The sequence below is a fragment of the uncultured Fibrella sp. genome, assembly GCF_964250085.1.
GTDB lineage: Bacteria > Bacteroidota > Bacteroidia > Cytophagales > Spirosomataceae > Fibrella.
Genome location: NZ_CAXUEC010000002.1, coordinates 924,528 through 944,424, shown reverse-complemented (window position 1 = coordinate 944,424; position 19,897 = coordinate 924,528). Strand labels below are relative to the sequence as shown.

Below are 19,897 nucleotides of genomic sequence, written 5' to 3'. Positions count from 1 at the left end.
GCCACGACCGATTCGGCGAGGGCCCGCCCCTACATGGGAATCATCTCTAAAACTCGGCTGACTTTGGGGCGCGGGGGAAGGGAATTACGTCGCGGATATTGCTCATGCCGCTCACGAACAGGACCAGACGCTCGAAACCCAGGCCGAAACCTGAGTGAGGAGCTGAGCCAAACCGGCGCGTGTCGAGATACCACCAGATGGCTTCCTCTTCGATACCCACTTCGGCCATACGCGTGGTCAACTTTTCCAGATTATCCTCCCGCTGCGAGCCGCCGATGATTTCGCCGATACCAGGAAACAGCACATCCATGGCCCGAACGGTAGGGCCGAACACGTCGCCCCGCTCGTTGGTAGCCGGTTCATTGTCCTGCTTCATGTAGAACGACTTGATGGCACGGGGGTAGTTGGTGAGAATGACTGGTTTTCTGAAATGCTTTTCAACCAGGTACCGCTCGTGTTCCGATTGCAGGTCGATACCCCAGCTTACTTCATACTGGAACTGCCCTTTTTTAGCTGGTTTCGAGTTGCGCAGAATCTCTACGGCGTCGGTGTAGGTCAGCCGCTCGAAATCATTATCGACCACGAACCGGAGCTTTTCGGTCAGCGTCATGTCGCTTTGGTCTTCTTTCTTTTTCGTCTTTTCCTCCTCTTTCAGGCGGTTCTCCAGGAAAGCCAGGTCGTCGGCGCAATTGTCGAGCGCGTACCGAATCACCGTTTTAACGAAGTCTTCGGCCAGATTCATGTTGTCTTCCAGCTCGAAGAACGCCATCTCGGGCTCGATCATCCAGAACTCGGCCAGGTGGCGGGTGGTGTTCGAGTTTTCGGCGCGGAAGGTTGGCCCGAACGTATAAATCTTGCCCAGTGCCAGCGCCCCCAACTCGCCTTCCAGTTGCCCTGATACGGTCAGGTTAGTTTCGCGGCCAAAGAAATCCTGGCTGTAATCGACCTTACCGTCTTCCGTCTTTGGTGGATTGATCGGGTCGAGCGTCGATACGCGAAACATTTCACCGGCCCCTTCGGCGTCAGAGGCCGTGATGATGGGCGTATTCAGGTAGTAGAACCCGTTGTCGTTGTAATATTTATGCACTGCAAACGCCAGCGCGTGGCGAAGCCGCAAAATAGCGCTGAACGTGTTGGTGCGGGGGCGCAGGTGAGCAATCTCGCGCAGAAACTCAAGCGAATGCCGCTTGGGCTGAAGCGGATATTTCTCCGGATCGGCGGGGCCGTAGATGTGCACATCGGCAATCTTCACCTCTACGGCCTGGCCCACGCCTTGTGAAGGAACTAGCTCGCCCGTAATGGCCACGCAGGCACCGGTAGTGATGAGGCGCAGGGTGTCGTCGGGCAGGAAACCGGCTTCGGCCACGGCCTGAATGGTGTGGATCGTCGAGCCGTCGTTGATGGCCACGAATACGGCATTTTTGCTCTCGCGCTTGGTACGTACCCAGCCTTTCACCGTCACGGTCTGGCCAGGTTCCGTCTGAAGCAATTGCTTAACAGGTAGGTAACTCATGGGGACAAAGATAAAACAGTTATCAGTTATCAGGGAACAGTTATCAGCGCCGCTTGCGCATTGTATAGCCCGGAAAGGCCCCTTGCAGAGCCACTGATCATTGTTCCCTGCTAATTGATAACTGTCCGACATACTTTCGCCCCCATGTCTAGCGAAGCCCCCAAACGTACTGTACTCGATGCTGTGAAGCAGTATGGGGGACGATTGTTTGGGTTTATCCGCGACCGGGTGCGAACAGAGGAAGACGCCGAGGATATTCTACAGGATGTTTGGTATCAACTGAGTCGCGTGGTTGATCTGGATCAGATCAGTAGCCTCAGCGGATGGCTCTATGAAGTGGCCCGCAACCGGATTACCGACCGTTACCGACGTACCCGCGAGGTAACACTGACGGATGCCACCCGCGATAACGATGATGAAGACGATCTTTCACTGGATGATCTGTTGCTGGCCGACCCCGAATCGGCGGATGACCCGGCTTTTCGGGATCTGATCTGGGACGAACTGATGCAGGCGCTTGCTGAGTTGCCTGACAATCAACGAAGCGTGTTTGTTCAGAATGAACTGGAAGATCAGACATTGCAGGCCATTGCCGACCTGACGGGCGAAAACCTGAAGACTATAATTTCGCGGAAACGCTACGCGGTGCAGTATCTTCGTAAGCGGCTCCAATCACTCTACGACGAACTGTCGAACTCCTGACAACCATGCGCTACGGACCTAAACGCCGCTTCATCTGGATTCCCTTTTTTGTGTTGCTCAGTGCGGCCATCCTGTCTGCCGCTGTGATGTGGCTCTGGAACCACGTACTGGTGTGCGTCGTGCAGGTACGTCCCGTCACGATCTGGCAGGCGGCTGGCTTGATGCTGTTGAGCCGACTTCTGTTTGGCAACTGGCCTGGTCGGGGCGGCCGTTGGGGCGATAGTCACAACCGGTTTGCCGGCCCTTCCTGGAAGGCCAAATGGCAACAGATGAGCGACGAAGAAAAGGCCCGTTTCCGGGAGCAATGGCGGAGGCGGAGGGGAGGAGCCTAACCCTATAAGGTACTTTCGAGACCTTATAGGGTTGATAATCAGCTTATAAAAAAATAACCAAACTTTTTTTCATTTTCGTTAAAGTAATTTCCCGACTCATGCGTCATCCTGTTTGAAGCCGTTTACAACCCCGGCTTTCAACAAGGATAATGAACCGTATGCCTCGCTTTATAGTACCCGCCATTGTGTTTGGCGCGGCTTTAGTAGCCTTCCCGTTCTTCTTTTTACGGCTGGCCTTATTCGCACTCATCGTTGGCGGAGCCCTTCGTTTCATCCGCCGCCGGGCGTTTGGCGGTGGGTCAGGTTACCCAACTCGATGGGGTAGCCCCTGGCAATCGCGCCGGATGGAATTCACCGATCGGATTCGCACCATGAGTGATGCCGAATACGCCGATTTCGTTCAGCAAAACAAACCACAACGTCCCATTCCAATCGAGTCATTTGATCGTCGGAGCGAAGATTTCGTGCTGTAAAATTGGCCATTCCGATCAGTTCAACCGCCTCATTCGTGTATACAACCAATCCAATAAACAACAAGAACATGCATCATCACCAACACCGCCATCAACAGCATGGCTCTCCTTTTTCGCAATTCATTCGTCCCTTTCTCGGAGGCTGGCGTCGGCCAAAACACAACGTACCTATGAACGTTGAAGACCACGGCGACCACTACAAAGTGATCGTTTACGCGGTCAGCTTCGATAAGGCAGATATCAAAATCAGCGTCCTCAACGACCAACTGATCATTCAGGGAACACGCGCTCACGATACGGCCAACGACCCGAACTTCCTCCTGCAGGAATACCCACTAAAATCGTTCGAACGGGCATTGCCCCTCAGCAACCGCGTTGATACGACGGGTATTGTTGCCAGGCAGGAAAACAGCGTGCTGATCCTCACCGTCCCTAAAAAGCCAGAAGTGGTTGTGGAGGTAAGCTAGATTTGTCGGTAGCGTAATTGCGTAAAGTCGTACACGGCACCAGCCATGTACGACTTTCTTTATTAATGCAAAGGCAGACTCTTGATCTGACCACCCAATACATCGTCGACGGGGTATTGAATCAGAAACGCCTTCGGATCAATCGTCAGGATGGTTGAGCGTAATTTGCTGATTTCGAGTCGGGTAACGACAACGTACAGCACATCGACATCCTGGGCCAGATCGCCGCGTTTGCCGTGGCCCTGAGCCCCTTTCAGCACCGTAAGTCCCCAGCCTGCGGCTGACACCTGCTCACGAATAACGTCGTATTCTTCGGAAACGATGAGAATAGCCGTGTACTCCTCGATACCATGAACGATGAAGTCGATGGTCTTGGAAGCGGCGAAGTATGTGATCATGGAATACAGCGCCAGTTCAATGGTCAGGAAGAAAGCGGCCGCCCCGAAAATGACCACATTCAACAGTAAGATGACATCGCTCACTTTCATGGTCGTAGCCTGACGGCTGATGACCAGCGCGGCCACTTCGGTACCATCCAGAACCGCTCCACCACGCATAGACAGGCCAATGCCTGCGCCAATGAAAAAGCCGCCAAAGAGCGAGGTCAGCAGCAGGTCGGGTGTGATGTCCGGGTAGGGAACGAGCACAAGACAGGCCGATAAACCGGCAATGCCTAGTGTGCTTTTTATAGCAAATTCCCGACCGATCTGCTTATAACCCAACCATATGAATGGTAGGTTAATGACTACGATTCCTGCCGCCAGAGGCAGACCTGTCTGGGATGCCAGCAGCATTGAAATGCCCGTTACGCCGCCGTCGATAAACTGGCTGGACAACAAAAAACCTTTCAGTCCGAGCCCTACACTGAGAATACCGGCGATGATAAAGGCCGCATCGCGGATGTAATGGGTAGATGGGTTTTTAGCCATAAGTATGAGTGAGATCAGTAAAAAATAGCCCTGTCAGTTATCGCAGGGCCGGTTAGGTTTATAACGGCATCCAGCCGAGTATCGTTAGGTGAGTACGCCAATAAAGCAGAATCAAACTTGTCCGTATTACCTTCCAGACTTAATTTAGAGGGTTTACTTTTGATCAAAACAGCATCGTATGGGCTTAATAAAACCAATTGGCACCCTTGACCGAACCATGTCGAAAACAGGCATTGTGCGCCTGGCAACCGATCACGCTCAGCAGATTATCGACAGTGGAAACTACGATCTGCTAAAGACGTATGTGGAAATGAAGCGGTACGAGGTATACATCAAAGCGATCATTGCCCGCCTTAAAAACCACAGTGTAGCCCAGGCGCAGGAGCTGCGGGCCATTACCCAGCATCCGGTTGTGGCACCCAGGCAGGAAGGCGCTGATCAGACGCTCGAACCGGTTTCGGCCTCATCGCTGCCCATGCCGACCAGTTCGGCCACGTCGCTTGGGGAAACCGACGAACCCACTGATGACCCGATCGTGCGCAACAACACCATCAACTACAGCACGGCCAGCGTGCAGATTACAAAACGCGTTACCTACGACTTTACGCAGGACGCTGAATGGCAACGGCTTACCGCCGAAATTGCTTCGTTGAAAGTGCAATTGAAACAACGCGAAGAGTATTTGAAAACCCTGGATGCAACACCCGCCCATGTGCAGGAAAATGTGTCGGTGAGGTTGTAAACGACACCTTCTTTCATTCCTATTTATAGAGAAATTTGTCTGTTTCCACGAGGAATGAGTTATCTTGAGTATAGATTTGCTCAACACTGACATGGTACCCTTAAGCGTGTATACCTATTCTTCCGACGCTGCACTTTGGGACGACTTTCTAACTGGAAACAGAGCCGCCTACGCGTACATGTATGAGCGTTATGCCAAAACGCTCTATAACTACGGCTATAAAATTGCCCAGAACAGACAGGTCACTGAAGATTGCCTGCAAGATCTGTTCCTCAACATCCTGGAAACCCGCGACCGCCTAGGCCGCACCGACTCAATCAAGTTTTACCTCATGCGCTCCCTCCGGCGCGAAATTGTTCGCCGCCTGCAAGCCGAGCAGCGCTTCGACCCCGACCCCGACGCGCTGGATTTTCAGGTCGAATTTCACTACGAACCAACCTGGCTGGATTCGCAGATTTCGGCCGAGCAGTCGGCTGCTTTGCTGGTTGAGTTGAATGCCCTGCCGCCCCGGCAAAAAGAGGCGCTGTTTCTGAAATACTTCGATAACCTGAGCTACGAAGAAATTGCCGGTGTCATGAATATCGAGCAGTCGTCGGCCTACAAGATTATCTACAAGGCCATTGCCGCCCTTCAAAAACGTGTGGGCAACAGTGTACTGATGCTGCTGCTCATGTAAATGGGTAATTGAGTAATTGGGGGATTGGGTAAATGCTTCGCTCAGGTACGTTGTTGTATAATAGCGGAGCAATTACTCATTTATCCAATCTCCAATTACCCACTAATTTCCTTCATCTCATATTTTTTTGCATTCGTGAGGGATAAAAAGGAGGCATGATTTCTTCTGTAGGAAATCGCCCGGAACATAACCGGAATGCCAACCTTGGGAATGCCTACTGATCAACCATCCGACTATTCGCAGTTTACCATCCGTGACTTTGTCCTCGACGAGTCGTTTCGGCGGTGGGTGCTTCAGCCCGACGAGGCGACTATGTCGTTCTGGCACACGTTCATGCTGCGCCATCCCGAACAACAATCGGTGGTCGACGATGCGGCCTCACTGCTGCTTCACCTGCGCGCTAACTACGACGACCTGACCGATGCCAGCTACGAGCGCATCTGGTCTATTCTGGAACAGGCTCACGCTGATCAGGCCACGCCCGTTATTGACCTGGCAAGTCGGGCCACCCGTCGGCGGTGGCTGAATGGTTGGAAAGTAGCGGCTGTCATGGCAGGTTTGCTGGGTACGTTGGCAACGGGCTGGTACGTTCGTGAGCGGCAGCACCAGCATGAAGAACATACTGCTTTTGGCGAAACCCGCACCCTCGTTCTACCCGATGGATCGACGGTACAACTCAACGGCAACTCAACCTTAACCTACCGCGACGATTGGGCAGATGGGCAGGCCCGTGAGGTATGGCTGGATGGGGAGGGGTTTTTTGTCGTGACCAAAAAGGCCGTATCCGGGCAGCGGGTGAAATTTATCACCCACACGCCGGGCCTCGATGTGCAGGTATTGGGAACGCAGTTCAACGTGAACTCGCGGCGTGGACAGACCGATGTGACCCTGGTAGAAGGCAAGGTTGAACTCATCCGGCCGGGCGACACCAAAGCCAGGGTGCTGGAGCTACATCCCGGTCAGGTGGCCACCGCCCGACCGGGTATTGAGCAGGTAGCCCTGAAAGAAACCGCCCCGGAAATACAGACGGCCTGGACGCAGAAGCAATTTATTTTCGATAAGACGCCCCTACGCGCCGTTGCCCAACAATTGAGCGACGCATACGGGCTTACGCTGGTCTTCGACGAAGAAACACTGGCTGATCGGCAGTTTACGGGTAACCTGTCGAGTCAGGATGTGGAAACGCTGCTGACAACGCTGGCTGCCACGTTTGATCTCTCTATCGAGCGAGACAGTAACATCGTTTACCTCCGAAAAAATAAGTAATCAGGCCCCTCTCAACATCGGGGAGGTGCACACAGTCTAGTATCAATCGAGTTTCTTGATCGGTTTAGTATACAGAATTGATCGAGCTTTATTTCTAATCATCCAAAACCATGAAGAATAGGTACGTTACCTTATCTGTGTTGGTTGGCCTAAGCCTGTACAGCCTGCCCCAATTGGCCGCTGCCCAGTTGATGACGAGGGCCAATACGAATAGCAGGGGAATCGCGTTACACCCTGATGCACAAAACGACGACAGCCGTTTGAACCGTGCCCGGCCGTTGAAAAAAGCGCTGTCGGAGATCGAACAGAAATACCATGTCAACTTTGCGTACGATGACCAGTTGCTGAACGGCCGCCAGACACAGGTCGATCCCTCGGGTGCTACACTTGAGCAGGCCCTCAACCAGCTACTGAATGGGCAAGGATTACGGTTCCGAAAAATCAAGGAGAATCTCTTCGTCATTCAGGCGGCACCCGCCGATAAACCTGTATCGGCGACCCCTTTAGCAAACCCAGCCACGGACCGTTCCGACGTGGTGGCGCAGGCCGTTGAGGCTGTTGTTAAACGAATTACGGGACGGGTAACGGACGAAACTAATCAGGGCTTACCCGGTGCAAACGTCATTGAGAAAGGCACCAACAACGGGGCCACGACCGATGCCGACGGTAAGTTCACCATCAACGCCAGCGACAACGCCACAACGCTCACCATCAGTAGCGTTGGCTACACAACGCAGGACGTTGCCATCAGCGATCAGACGGTCATCAACGTACAACTGGTGCCCGACGACCGGACGCTGAACGAAGTGGTTGTGATTGGCTATCAGTCAGTTCGCAAGAAAGACCTCACGGGTGCCAACGATGTGATCAGTCCGACGCAGGCAAATAAAGTAACGGCCAATTCGCTGGCCGAATCTATCCAGGGTTTATCACCGGGGGTAACCGTGCGGAATTCGGGTGTACCGGGGCAACAGGCGTCTATTCAGATTCGGGGGGTGGCCAGCTTTCTGAACACCGACCCGCTTTACATCATCGACGGCATGATCGCCGATGCCAACCCAACGATCAACAACGATGACATTGAGTCGATCCAGGTGTTGAAAGATGCGTCGGCGGCGGCCATTTACGGGTCACGGGCGGCTAACGGGGTGGTGATTATTACCACAAAACAGGGTAAAGAAGGTCCGATCCGCGTCTCGTTCTCGGGAAAATACGGCGGTCAGCAGGTCTACAAACGCTGGAACGTGACCGACGCGGCGGGTTTTGCCGCGTTGCAACGTACCCAGTATCAGAACGCCGGCCAAACGCCGCCTTCCAGCGTTGCCGTGGGTACGTTCAACCCCAACATCAACACCAACTGGCAGGATCAGGTACTGCAAACGGGTAGCCTTCAGGACTATAATCTGACGCTGTCGGGCGGCACCAAAACCGGAACGTACCTGATCTCGGGAAGTTATTTCAACAACCAGGGGTACGTCATCGGCAGCGGCTTCGACCGGGCTAGTTTGCGCATCAATACCAAGAGCCAGACGGGTCGATTTACGTTTGGCGAAAATGCGCTGCTGACGAACTCGAACATCCAGAATTTCCCGGCGGGAAACCCCATCTACGATATGGCGAGTGCGCTGCCGGTGATTCCCGTTCAGGACCCCAGGTACGTTAACGCAGCCAATCCGGGTGGGTACGGGATTGGCACTAACCCCGACGCTGTTTCGTATGCGTTCAACCCGGTGGCGGTTCGTAACCTGGTGAGCAACAAGAGCAACTTTGCCAAGCTGGTGGGCAATGCCTATCTCGACGTGAAGCTGACCGACTGGCTCACTTACCGGGCCAATGCTGGTTTGGAAGTGAGCTTCGATTACACGCAGAACCTGCGCCAACTGGGTACGTATCAATACAGTGCCTCGCCGGTGCCCAGCTCAGTGGGCGAAGACCGGTCGCGGTATTTGAGTTTGCTCTTTGAGCACACGCTGAATTTTAACAAAGCGTTTGGTGCTCACAGCATCAATGGCGTGGTGGGAATCAGTCAGCAAACAACGCGGCGGGACATTACATCAGGCTCACGAACTGACCTCGGCTTTGCGGGCGGCCAGTATTTCACAACCATCAATGCCGCCACGGGTATTTCCAACTCGGCAGGCAGCACTCCCGACGACTACCGGATTCTGGGCTATCTGGGTCGGGTCAACTACGCCTATAACGATCGCTACCTGTTGACGTTCACCGGCCGCGTGGATCAGGATTCACGCTTCGGGGCCAACTACCGCACCGGCTTTTTTCCGTCAGTAGCGGCGGCCTGGCGCATCAGTCAGGAGAAGTTTTTCCACGTTGACTGGATCTCCGACCTGAAACTGAACGCGTCGTATGGTAAACTCGGCATTGTGGTTCCATACCTGGGGTCGTTCCCATACACGGCCTTCATCAACAACAACCCGAGAGCTATTTTCGGAGCCGATCAGACCCCAAACGTAGGTGCGTATCAGGCTCAACTGGCCAATCCTGACCTGCGCTGGGAAGAACGCATTCAGCAGAACTACGGCGTTTCGGCGAGCTTCCTGAATAACCGGATCACGACAGAAATCAACGTGTACAACTCGCTGTCGAACAATGCCATTCTGAACCTGGCCGTACCGGGTTATCTGGGTAACCTGCGCGGTAATCCATTTGTCAATACGGCGTCGATTCGTAACCAGGGCGTCGAGTTTTCGGCCACGTATCGCAACAACGAGCATCCATTTAAGTGGGATGTGTCGGGCAATTTTACGACGATCAAAAACACGGTCGAAAACGTTGGTAATCAGGGCCAGAACATTAACTACATTCAGAGTGGAAACACCCGTTCGCAGGTTGGTTTGCCAGTGGGACAATGGTACGTGCTGAAAACGGCCGGTATTTTCCAGAGCCAGGAAGAGATCAATAATTACAAGGGGCCAACTGGTCAGTTGATTCAACCGAACGCCAAGCCGGGCGATATCAGGTACGTTGACGCGAATAACGACGGACAGATTCGGCAGAACGACGACCGGGTTTTCGTCTCGTCGCCCTGGCCCAAGCTACAGGCCGGTGCACAGTTCAACGCATCGTACGGTCAGTTTAGCCTGAATGTGCAAGTAACGGGTGTGTTTGGCTATACGGTATACAATGATGTGCGCCGTACACTGGACAGCTACCAGTTGACCAACTTCCGCAGCAATGTGAGCCCCTGGTCACCGACCAATACGAACACGAACGACCCTCGTCTGGGCATTGAGACCAGCGATGTAGGTATCGCCTCAAACAACTTCGCGTATACCGACCGCTGGCTGGAAGATGCTTCGTATGTACGGATGCGCAACGTAGAAATCGGGTACACGCTGCCACGTACGCTGCTCGACCGCATCAAGGTGCGTAATGCCCGCGTGTATGTGAGCGGCCAGAACCTGTTTACCATCACCAAATACACGGGTCTCGATCCCGACGTGACGGGCGCTAATATTCAGGAGCGGGGTGTTGATAATGGGCACTGGCCATCGCCCCGCGTGGTGTCGGTTGGTATCAACTGCGATTTTTAACACATTAAAGACCTCACCCCCAGCCCCTCTCTGACGGAGAGGAGCTGGGGGTGAGGTAAACAAATCATCATGAAAAATAGCATCATATCGCTAACCGTAGCCGCCGCTCTGATGCTGGCGGGCTGCGATCGAAGCTTAGATATAGTGAACCCGAACCAGATAACGGCTCAGTCGTTCTGGAAAACGCCCGACGAAGCGCTGGCTGGGGTCAATTCGGTCTATAGCACCATGCACCGGGGCGGCATTTCGCGCTGGATGCCGTTCTACTACATCATCCGGTCAGACGAAGGACGGAGCCAGAGCCCAGCCGTCGATATTGTCAATAACATGGATCAGTTTCTGGTGACTGATTACAATTACGGCAATGCCTACGCCGTCTGGAACGACAACTACATCGGAATCAACCGGGCTAATCAGGTGATTGATAACGTACCCACTATCACCATGGACGCTACGCTGAAAGGCCGCTATGTTGGGGAAGCCAAGTTTCTGCGGGCGATGTATTATTACCACCTGGTGACGCTGTGGGGCAATGTGCCGCTGATTCTGCGGACGTCGGTAGTGGGTGATAAACCCAGCTCGTCGACCAGTGCACAGGTGTGGGCGCAGATTGAGAAAGACCTGACCGAAGCCGCTGCCGTATTGCCAACTACCTACGGATCAGCCGATTTAGGTCGCGCTACCAAAGGGGCTGCGTATGCGTTGCTGGCTAGAGCGCAGATGCAGCAGCAGAAGTATACCGAAGCCCTGACGCCCCTGCAATGGCTGGCCGACGGCGAAGGAAAAACGGTGTATGCGCTGATGCCCAATTACCGGGATAACTTCCTGATTACGACGGAAAACAACAAAGAGTCGGTCTTTGAATGGCAATTTCAGATCAACCCCGCCGAATACACGGATGACGATACCGAGACACCAAACCAGAACTACGGCACCTCGCTGGCGCAGTTCTTTGGCCCAAGCGGCATCGGCTGGTCAGACGGTGAAGCAACCCGCTGGCCGATCTACGAATTCAACGAAAAAACGACCACCGGCGCCCGTGATCCCCGTCTGGAAGCGTCGTACCTGTTTGATTCGACCGATGTGCGTGGCCCCAACTTTACCCAGATCTACGGGCAGACGTTTACGCAGCGGTACGGGACGAACAACAAGCGTGTCTGGTTCCGCAAGTTTCAGAATGACCACTGGAAAAACGAAGAAGGCTACCGATCGCCCAACAACTGGCGGTATATCCGGTACGCTGATGTGCTGCTGATGTACGCTGAGGCGCTGAATGCCACGGGCAAAACCACGCAGGCCTACGCCTATGTTGATCAGGTACGTCGGCGGGCGGGATTGCCAGCCTTATCGGTGGCAAAACCGGGCCTTTCGCAGGCGCAGTTCCTGGCGCAGATAAAGCACGAACGCCTCACTGAGCTATCGGGCGAAGGCCACCGCTGGAATGATCTGGCGCGTTGGGGCGACCTCGGCCCGCAACTGGCCGTTCGCGACCCGGCCTTCTCGACCTTCGTGAAGGGTAAGAGCGAACTGCTGCCCATTCCACAACTCGATCGGGACTTAAATCCGAACCTGACGCAGAACCCGAATTACTAGATTTTTGCTATTGTATTGCTGACGCGTGGCCCTTCGACAGGCTCAGGGTGACAAACTTGAGTGGGCTTGTCACCCTGGGCCTGTCGAAGGGCCACGCGTCAGCAATACAATAGCATTTTCTATCTTTTGCCCTCAACGATGAAAAACGCGCTTTTCTCAACGCTTATCCTGCTCTGTTTTATTGGCGGATATAGCTGCAAAACAACCAACAACGGGAGCGTAACGCCGACGCCGCCCGTGGTGGCAGTCGATACGGTCGGGAAGTTCAAAAACCCGATACTCCCCGTTGGCCCCGACCCCTGGGTAGCGCAACGCGATGGGTTTTATTACGTGATGCACACCACCGGCAACAGCATCCGTATCTACAAAACCCGCACCATGAGCCGCCTCAGTTCGGTGCAACCCGTCACTGTCTGGACGCCCCCCGCCACGGGTTCCAACTCGCGGAATATCTGGGCCCCGGAACTGCACAGTGTGAATGGTAAATGGTACATTTATTACACTGCCGACGATGGCGTTGACCGAAATCACCGGATGTTTGTGCTGGAAAACACATCGGCCGATCCAACCACAGGTACGTGGGCAGAACGGGGGCAACTCAACCTGCCCGACAATAAATGGGCTATCGACGGCACGCTCCTCAACCTGAACAACCAGCTCTATTTTGCCTGGTCGGGCTGGGACAATGACTTGGGGGGCGCACAGTATATTTACATGACCCGATTGATAAATCCCTATACGGTTGCCACCGGAACCCGGGTACGTGTTTCGTCGCCCGATTATAGCTGGGAGAAACAGGGATTTGGCGTCAATGAGGGGCCGGAGTTTCTGGTCAACGGCGGAAAAGTATTCCTGATTTACTCGGCAAGCTATTGTGCGACAGACTTATACGCGCTTGGCCAGTTATCGGCTGACACGACGAGTAATCTGTTGAATGCCGTTTCATGGGTAAAATCGCCAACGCCTGTGTTTGGCCCCTACGCGAGTGGCGGCACCTACGGCGTGGGGCATAACGGCTTTTTTAAATCCGTGTCTGGAACAGAGAACTGGATCATCTACCATGCCAACCCGGCTCCTGGTCAGGGTTGCGCCGATTTCCGGTCGATCCGCATGCAGCCGTTTACCTTTAAAGCCGACGGCTCGCCCGACTTCGGCGCGCCCGACCCCGCCACGACTTACCTCAAGCGTCCGGCGGGTGAATAAACAGAGTGGGCCGTTCAGCGTTTACTACCTGGCTGGCTCCTGACTTCATGTACGTCCATTCCAGGTACGTTGCCGACGTTGGCCCGTCTACCCTGTGAACGAACGTTTATGCCCAGTCAGTTACCTTTTTATGAATGGACACCCGCCTGGCTGCGCGATGCGGGCATTGTTCTGCTGCTCATTGGGCAAAGCTTTGTCTTTGGACTAAGTGCTGACATGCTGCCTGAGTTGCGGGGCGAACTGGGGACAATTACCGAGAACATCAAGTTCATCATTCAGGCCAACGCGATCGGTTTTCTTTGCACCCTGCCTCTATATTACCGGCTGCGGAGCTTTCTCAGAAAGAAAGACCTGTTGTTGGGTGCCTTAATCCTGCAACTTGTACTGGCGTTGCTGGCTGGCCAGATCGTTGCCGTTCCGCTGCTTTGCCTGCTCAATTTCGGAATCGGCTTTACCAAGTGTATCGTTACGCTCGACATGATCGGCCTGCTGATGGCGTGGGTCAACCCGACCAACAACCGGGCTGTGTTTTACGGCGTTTATTACACGCTCTCCAAGCCCATTGCTCTCCTGGCCGACCTGAGCCTGGCCTGGGTCATTCACCAATACAACTGGCACTATGCTGCCTGGCTGTCGTTGCCGGCCGTGCTACTGTCGATTGGCCTGACCGGATTGCTGTTTCACGGCGGGCGGCTGGTGCCCAAAGTACCCCTCGCGAACATCGACTGGATTGGCGCACTCCTCCTCACGCTAACGTGCGGGCTGCTCGCGTTCACCGCCGATTTTGGGCAGTACTACGACTGGTTCAACTCGCCTATCATCATTTTGGCTACAGGTACGTTGCTGCTGTGTGCGGGCCTGTTTGTGTTTTGGGAGGCCCGGCACCCGCAGCCCTACTGGAACCTGAAAATTATCAGCCAATACCGGCAGATTCGGGTGGGCGTGGTGCTGATGCTGGTGTTGTGCCTGTTCATTTACTCATCTTCGCTGGCTAAACAATATGCCCTGAGCCTGGTCGGAAGCGATGCCTGGTACCTGTCGAAGCTGACGCTGGTTACGCTGTTGGCTTATCTGATCAGTTTCCCATTGAGCGGCTGGCTGTTAAATCGGCGGGTGTCGTATCGGCTGCTGCTGGGTGTTGGCTTTGTCTGTTACTGTCTGTCCTACGCCTATATCATTGTCACGGTTTCGCCCAATATCGACCCGCTGCGGCTATACCCGTTCTACTTCCTGCAAGGAATCGCGTACGGTATCATCCTGACGACGTTATCGACCTTTGCCTCGTCGAATGTCGAGGCTGCCGATAATCCGCACCGGGCGTTTGCGAGTGTGGCGGCCCGGAGCGTGATTGGGTTGGTGACCGTTGGGTCTATCTGGGATAACGCCCTGTATCACCGGTCGGCCATAAACCGGAATGCGCTGTTGAATCGGCTGACGGCGGCCAACGAGGCGTTTAATCAGCAGGTAAAGGGGTATGCCCAACGGTTTATGCAGATGGGCATGGATAAGCAGCAGGCACAGGCCGCGGCTACCCAACTGATGACCAGAAAAGTAGATGCACAAGCACTTTTGCTGACCGATAAAGACCTGTTTGCCAGCTTGTTATTGCTGGCTCTGGTGGTAGCGCTCTGTGTTCCGTTTCTCCGTTCGCTGGAGATGCACAACCGCCCGAAAACCAACGAATATCCGCTGGTGTAGTTAATTCCTTACAGCACCACCGCTCCCGATTTGATCGCTACGGCTGAGCCATCGGCTAGAAAAACCGAATGAGGCGGCTGCTCGAAGAAGGGAGCAAAGGCTGGCCCGTAGAGCCTGGGTACGTTGCACCTGACGTCATAATCCGATACGGTGTGGATGTTCCACTGCGGGTGAACGACTTCGTACTCCGACGTGCGGCCTGCGCCCCGGCCGGTATATCCCCAGTAATGTTCGGTGATGAACGCTTCTTCACTGTCAGGAATCAGCGCATGACCTACCCGGTCGGCGTTGACACGGATGTAATTCCAGTCGGTCCCAACTTTCCATTCATAACCAACGCGTTGTTCATTGCCTTCCGTTTGCCAGTAGTGGCGCATGGGGTGAGTAGCGTAGGGCTCCCCGTAGAGCGTTCGGGCTACCAGCGTAATGGCTACCTTCGGAACGATCTCTTTCACGAAAACCACGCCGCGTTTCCAGCCCGTATCCGTTTTGCGCCGAACATAAAACCGCAGGTTGAACTCCTCGAACTCGCGATGAAACGGCACCGCAATCTGACCGAACATTTTTACCCGCTGAAAGTAAAAGCCAACCAGACTGCCGTAGCAAACGCCCTCAAACTCATCAAGCTCGGTGCCATACGGAACCAACGGCTCCAGCACGTGGCGGTCAATGGCGTAATTGGCAAAGATGAGGTTACGCCATTCGGCGGTCAGAAAGGTGGTGGCCATGTGGTGGGTATTTACTACATAACAGCGGACGTAATGTATAGTTTAAGCACGCTACTACTAAAACAAACCGCATTATTTATGAGAAAACCGGAAATAGAACTGAGTATAAACCTTTGCCTGTTTTTCGTTGAGAAATAATCCTGAAGTAAGCTACAGATAGTAGTCGAGTAAAAATAAGTGTGTACTATTAACCTGGTAAAGCCGATTAGCCTGCCTGTCAACCAATCAGGCCAGCAGTAAACCACTCGTCTAGTCTCCTGTGGCAACACAACTGCGGCATGTAGTTTTGGCTGGTCAACGGCTTCGAAAAGCCAGTATACCTTAACTAAATCAAACACACTTTAGTACTATGAATCGCTTAACTCTACCTGGTAGGATCCTTGTTACGGCGCTTATACTCGGCGGCTTATGGGGACTCAAATGGCTTATTGTAGATAGTGGCTATGTCCTGAAAAAGACATTGGCCGAGTCGCAGAGTGTAAGTCGAATTGACTTGCCCGACGCCCCCAGGAACGCGGCAGCGGCTGTTCCGCCAGCAGCAATGCCCGGCGACAAGGTAGCCAGCCTGACAAGCCCTGAAATCAGGTGGCAATGCTGGGCCTGGAATGCGCAGATGGGCCTGATGTTCGCTAATGGTGGACCAAAAACGACCGAAGGGTCATTGATGGCGAAGAACAACGTGAACTTATCATTGACCCGTCAGGACGATGTGCCTCAGATGCAGGCGTCGCTGATCAAGTTTGCGTCGGAATACAAAACGAATCCTAAAACAACCGAGGGTATTCATTTCGTGACCATCATGGGTGATGGTGCCCCGTCTTTTCTGGCCGGGGTAAATCCTGAACTCGAAAAACTGGGCCCTGAGTACCGGGCGCAGATTGTGTATACCTGCGGGAAATCGCTTGGAGAAGACAAATTGATGGGGCCGGCAGCCTGGAAAGCGAACCCACAAGCCGCAAAAGGAGGCCTGTGTGCCGCTTACCTACGCGACGGTGACTGGAATATTGTGGTGAAATGGTGCGGCGACAACGGGATTAAAGTGAACCCGGACGAGAAGTCGTATGACCCCGACGCAATGAACTTCGTCGCTGCCGATTCGTACATCGATGCGTCGCAAAAATACATCTCTGATTATGCCGAAGACCGCCCGGTTGTTGTCAATGGGAAGGCTACGGGCGAAACAAAACGGGTAAAAGTAGATGCCGTAGCCACCTGGACGCCGGGCGATGTAATGATTGCCGAGAAGAAGGGTGGCCTGGTTTCGATCGTGTCGACCAAAGAATACCGCTCACAGATGCCCTGTGTGGTAATTGGGATCAAAAAATGGATGGAAGACAACCGCCCGGTCGTCGAGAATATCATCGATGCCGTAGCAAAAGGCGGTGACCAGGTGAAGTCATATTCGGCAGCATTGAATAAGGCTGGCGAGATCTCGGCGGCGGTCTATAAAGAAGAGACCGGCCCTTATTGGGTCAAGTACTATAATGGCGTGTCGCAGGCCGACAAGCAGGGGCAGGTAGTTGAACTAGGCGGCTCACGGGTTCATAACCTGGGCGACAATATTGAATTGTTCGGAATGGGTCAGGGCAGCACCAACGTCTACAAAATCGTTTACACGCTTTTTGGCGACGTTACCAAGCAACTGTATCCCAAGCTGATGCCAACGTACCCAGCCGCCGATGAGGTTATCGATCTGAGTTATCTTAAGGCAGTAGCCGGGCGCACCACAAACCGGGCCGAGGCCGACAAACTGACGTTCAACGCTGACGACGGTATCCGGGATAAAGTGGCCGAAAAAGCCTGGAACATCGAGTTTCTTTCGGGCAGCAACAAACTGACGCCTGCTTCTCAAAAAGTGCTCGAATCCTTGTTCAACGACCTGATTGTGGCCTCAAACCTGCGCGTTGAACTGCACGGGCACACCGACAACCTGGGCGACGCGGCCAAAAACCGCCAATTGTCTGAAGACCGGGCGTTTGCGGTGAAACAATGGCTGGAAACAAAGTCGGCCAGCAACTTCCCCGATGGTCGCTTAGCCGTGATCGCTCACGGTTCAGATAACCCGCTCGTGCCCAATAGTACCCCCGCAGGCCGCGCCAAAAACCGCCGCGTTACCGTGGTGATGGGGAAATGATAGCCAGAATCGAGTAGTAAGTGCGATGCCTGCTCGTTCGACGATAGGTCAGCGCAGCGCCGTGTAAACCGAAACTACAGTGAATTACTCCGAACTTTTTAAGCCCAACGGCCGACCCGATCGGGCGGCGTACGGGATGATGATCATTGCTCAACTGATCATCGCCTCTCTGATCTGGTTTTTCTCTCAATCACCACTACTACCCACGCCTATTGAGATAGGACAGGCATTTGGGCGGTTGGTACGCGAGGAAAACCTGATTCAGGAGCTCTGGACAAGCATGTCCCTCAGCCTGGAGGCTATGGCATACGCTACGCTTTTTTCGCTGCTTATTGCTTATGCTACCGTTATTCCATTCTTCCGGCCATTGGCTTTTCTGGTGTCTAAATTTCGGTTCCTGACCCTGGTAGGCCTGTCGTTTGTCTTTACGCTCCTGACCCATAGCGGCCATAGCCTGAAGGTCTGGCTCTTGGTCTTTGGCATAACGGTCTTTTTTGTGACAAGCATGGTCGGCGTGGTGCAGACTGTCTCGCGGAATGAACTCAATCATGCCCGCACGTTGCGAATGACGGAATGGCAGGTAGTTTGGGAGGTGATTATTCTGGGGCGTTTTGATGTCGTCTTCGAGGTCATTCGTCAGAATTTCGCCATCGCCTGGGCGCTGTTAACGCTTGTTGAAGGAATTTCGCGCTCGGAAGGTGGCGTGGGTACGTTGCTGCTAAACCAGAATAAACACTTTCATCTCGACGCCGTTTTCGCCATTCAGCTAGCTATCCTGCTAGTGGGTATCGCCCTCGACTATGGGCTCGGCTTCCTGAAACGTCTGTTTTGTCCTTACGCGTCACTAACTCTGGATCAGCGCTAAGATGAGCCAATCACAACGTACCGATATTATCCTTCGTGCAGACAACATTAATCTGTCGTTGGGGGGAAACGTTATCCTTCGTGATCTCTCCGTTGAGATTCGTGATGTTGTCCGGGCCAACGCAACAACCGGACAGGTGGTTGGTTTCCTGGGCCCCTCGGGCGTGGGGAAAACCAAATTTTTCGAAATCCTGGCGGGGCTGCTCACTCCCACATCGGGTTCGGTGCAGTTGGGTAATCCACTCCAGCCCGTTCGGGCCGGTATGGTGGGTGTGGTGCAACAGAACTACCCGCTCTTCAGCCATCACACAATTCAGGGAAATCTGATGCTGGCAGCCCGTAAACGCTATGCCAGCGCAAAAGAGGCTACCGACCGCATGCACGATGTGATGACGCGCTTCGGAATGGTCGATAAGCTGAGCCTATATCCGGCGCAGCTCTCCGGTGGTCAGAGACAACGCGTTGCCATTGCCCAGCAACTGCTTTGTTCAGACCATTTTCTGCTGTTGGACGAGCCCTTCAGTGGGTTGGATATTCTGATGATTGAGGAGGTGGCCGAAATGATCCAGGAGATAGCCCATGCCCATGAACTGAACACGATTATCATCGTTTCGCATGATATTGTAGCTACGGCTTCGGTCGCCGACACACTGTGGCTGATGGGGCGCGACCGGGATAGCAACGGCAGCATTATTCCGGGTGCCCATATCAAGCACACCTATGACCTGGCTGCCATGGACCTCTGCTGGGATAAAGAAATCCTTGGTAAACCAGCTTTTCAGCGGCTGGTCTCGCAAATTCGCGATCAGTTTCACCAACTCTAGCTGCGTCATGCTTCGCAGTACAGAAGACGTTGCTTTGCAAGCCGGGGTAGCCTTTCCGGTACTGCGAACTACAGCTAATCACACGGTACAAGGGAGCACGCAGCGGTGGTGCCGTTTCCTAATAAGGTGGGAAAATCTACGTTCTGACTGGTTAAATTTCCTCGAAAAAGGGGCGTCATTTTTAGAATGGCTCCCCCTTTTC

At 53.8% G+C, this 19,897-nt stretch carries 17 protein-coding genes; 14 read left to right on the top strand and 3 right to left on the bottom strand.

The features are described 5' to 3' along the window. Positions 1 to 46 precede the first annotated feature (46 nt). Positions 47 to 1,513, bottom strand: a complete 1,467-nt coding sequence (asnS, locus tag ACFE8Q_RS09405; protein ID WP_375445114.1) for an asparagine--tRNA ligase — start codon at positions 1,511 to 1,513, stop codon at positions 47 to 49. Positions 1,514 to 1,657: 144 nt separating this feature from the next. Between asnS and ACFE8Q_RS09400 the strand changes: the two genes are divergently transcribed. The 4 genes from ACFE8Q_RS09400 (at position 1,658) to ACFE8Q_RS09385 (ending at position 3,487) form a co-directional block, all read left to right on the top strand. After that, complete coding sequence (locus tag ACFE8Q_RS09400; protein WP_375445113.1) at positions 1,658 to 2,215, top strand: RNA polymerase sigma factor; 558 nt, start codon at positions 1,658 to 1,660, stop codon at positions 2,213 to 2,215. A gap of 5 nt (positions 2,216 to 2,220) precedes the next feature. Beyond that, a complete protein-coding gene (locus ACFE8Q_RS09395) occupies positions 2,221 to 2,547 on the top strand; it encodes a hypothetical protein (protein ID WP_375445112.1) in 327 nt (108 codons plus the stop codon). A gap of 158 nt (positions 2,548 to 2,705) precedes the next feature. Continuing rightward, positions 2,706 to 3,020 (top strand): hypothetical protein, encoded by a 315-nt coding sequence (locus ACFE8Q_RS09390; protein ID WP_375445111.1) that lies wholly within the window; start codon positions 2,706 to 2,708, stop codon positions 3,018 to 3,020. A 68-nt stretch (positions 3,021 to 3,088) separates the two neighbouring features. Continuing rightward, a complete protein-coding gene (locus tag ACFE8Q_RS09385; RefSeq protein ID WP_375445110.1) occupies positions 3,089 to 3,487 on the top strand; it encodes an Hsp20/alpha crystallin family protein in 399 nt (132 codons plus the stop codon). A gap of 62 nt (positions 3,488 to 3,549) precedes the next feature. On the opposite strand, the gene ACFE8Q_RS09380 is transcribed toward ACFE8Q_RS09385, so the two are convergent. Then, entirely contained in the window at positions 3,550 to 4,416 is an 867-nt protein-coding gene (locus ACFE8Q_RS09380; protein WP_375445109.1) for a YitT family protein, read from the bottom strand. 178 nt (positions 4,417 to 4,594) lie between these two features. Between ACFE8Q_RS09380 and ACFE8Q_RS09375 the strand changes: the two genes are divergently transcribed. The 7 genes from ACFE8Q_RS09375 to ACFE8Q_RS09345 all read left to right on the top strand — a co-directional run bounded on the left by ACFE8Q_RS09375 (position 4,595) and on the right by ACFE8Q_RS09345 (position 15,145). Next, entirely contained in the window at positions 4,595 to 5,158 is a 564-nt protein-coding gene (locus tag ACFE8Q_RS09375; RefSeq protein WP_375445108.1) for a hypothetical protein, read from the top strand. Between the two features lie 91 nt (positions 5,159 to 5,249). Next, a complete protein-coding gene (locus ACFE8Q_RS09370; RefSeq protein ID WP_375445107.1) occupies positions 5,250 to 5,834 on the top strand; it encodes an RNA polymerase sigma factor in 585 nt (194 codons plus the stop codon). A 210-nt stretch (positions 5,835 to 6,044) separates the two neighbouring features. Then, positions 6,045 to 7,100 carry a FecR family protein gene (locus tag ACFE8Q_RS09365; protein ID WP_375445106.1) on the top strand — a complete coding sequence of 352 codons (1,056 nt, stop codon included), beginning with the start codon at positions 6,045 to 6,047 and terminating at the stop codon, positions 7,098 to 7,100. Between the two features lie 110 nt (positions 7,101 to 7,210). Further along, the gene (locus ACFE8Q_RS09360) at positions 7,211 to 10,651 is read left to right on the top strand and encodes a SusC/RagA family TonB-linked outer membrane protein (RefSeq protein ID WP_375445105.1); all 3,441 of its coding nucleotides are present in this window, start codon (positions 7,211 to 7,213) and stop codon (positions 10,649 to 10,651) included. Positions 10,652 to 10,720: 69 nt separating this feature from the next. Continuing rightward, positions 10,721 to 12,244, top strand: a complete 1,524-nt coding sequence (locus ACFE8Q_RS09355; RefSeq protein ID WP_375445104.1) for a RagB/SusD family nutrient uptake outer membrane protein — start codon at positions 10,721 to 10,723, stop codon at positions 12,242 to 12,244. A gap of 138 nt (positions 12,245 to 12,382) precedes the next feature. Beyond that, positions 12,383 to 13,447, top strand: coding sequence for a family 43 glycosylhydrolase (locus ACFE8Q_RS09350; protein WP_375445103.1), 1,065 nt, complete (start codon positions 12,383 to 12,385; stop codon positions 13,445 to 13,447). A gap of 108 nt (positions 13,448 to 13,555) precedes the next feature. Then, positions 13,556 to 15,145 carry an MFS transporter gene (locus tag ACFE8Q_RS09345; protein WP_375445102.1) on the top strand — a complete coding sequence of 530 codons (1,590 nt, stop codon included), beginning with the start codon at positions 13,556 to 13,558 and terminating at the stop codon, positions 15,143 to 15,145. A gap of 8 nt (positions 15,146 to 15,153) precedes the next feature. Here ACFE8Q_RS09345 and ACFE8Q_RS09340 read toward each other — a convergent pair whose 3' ends face one another. Continuing rightward, positions 15,154 to 15,873 (bottom strand): YqjF family protein, encoded by a 720-nt coding sequence (locus tag ACFE8Q_RS09340; RefSeq protein WP_375445101.1) that lies wholly within the window; start codon positions 15,871 to 15,873, stop codon positions 15,154 to 15,156. Between the two features lie 349 nt (positions 15,874 to 16,222). Between ACFE8Q_RS09340 and ACFE8Q_RS09335 the strand changes: the two genes are divergently transcribed. The 3 genes from ACFE8Q_RS09335 (at position 16,223) to ACFE8Q_RS09325 (ending at position 19,695) form a co-directional block, all read left to right on the top strand. Further along, entirely contained in the window at positions 16,223 to 18,007 is a 1,785-nt protein-coding gene (locus tag ACFE8Q_RS09335) for an OmpA family protein (protein ID WP_375445100.1), read from the top strand. Between the two features lie 79 nt (positions 18,008 to 18,086). Then, the gene (locus tag ACFE8Q_RS09330) at positions 18,087 to 18,872 is read left to right on the top strand and encodes an ABC transporter permease (RefSeq protein WP_375445099.1); all 786 of its coding nucleotides are present in this window, start codon (positions 18,087 to 18,089) and stop codon (positions 18,870 to 18,872) included. A gap of 1 nt (position 18,873) precedes the next feature. Continuing rightward, the gene (locus ACFE8Q_RS09325) at positions 18,874 to 19,695 is read left to right on the top strand and encodes an ATP-binding cassette domain-containing protein (RefSeq protein WP_375445098.1); all 822 of its coding nucleotides are present in this window, start codon (positions 18,874 to 18,876) and stop codon (positions 19,693 to 19,695) included. Positions 19,696 to 19,897: the final 202 nt, after the last annotated feature.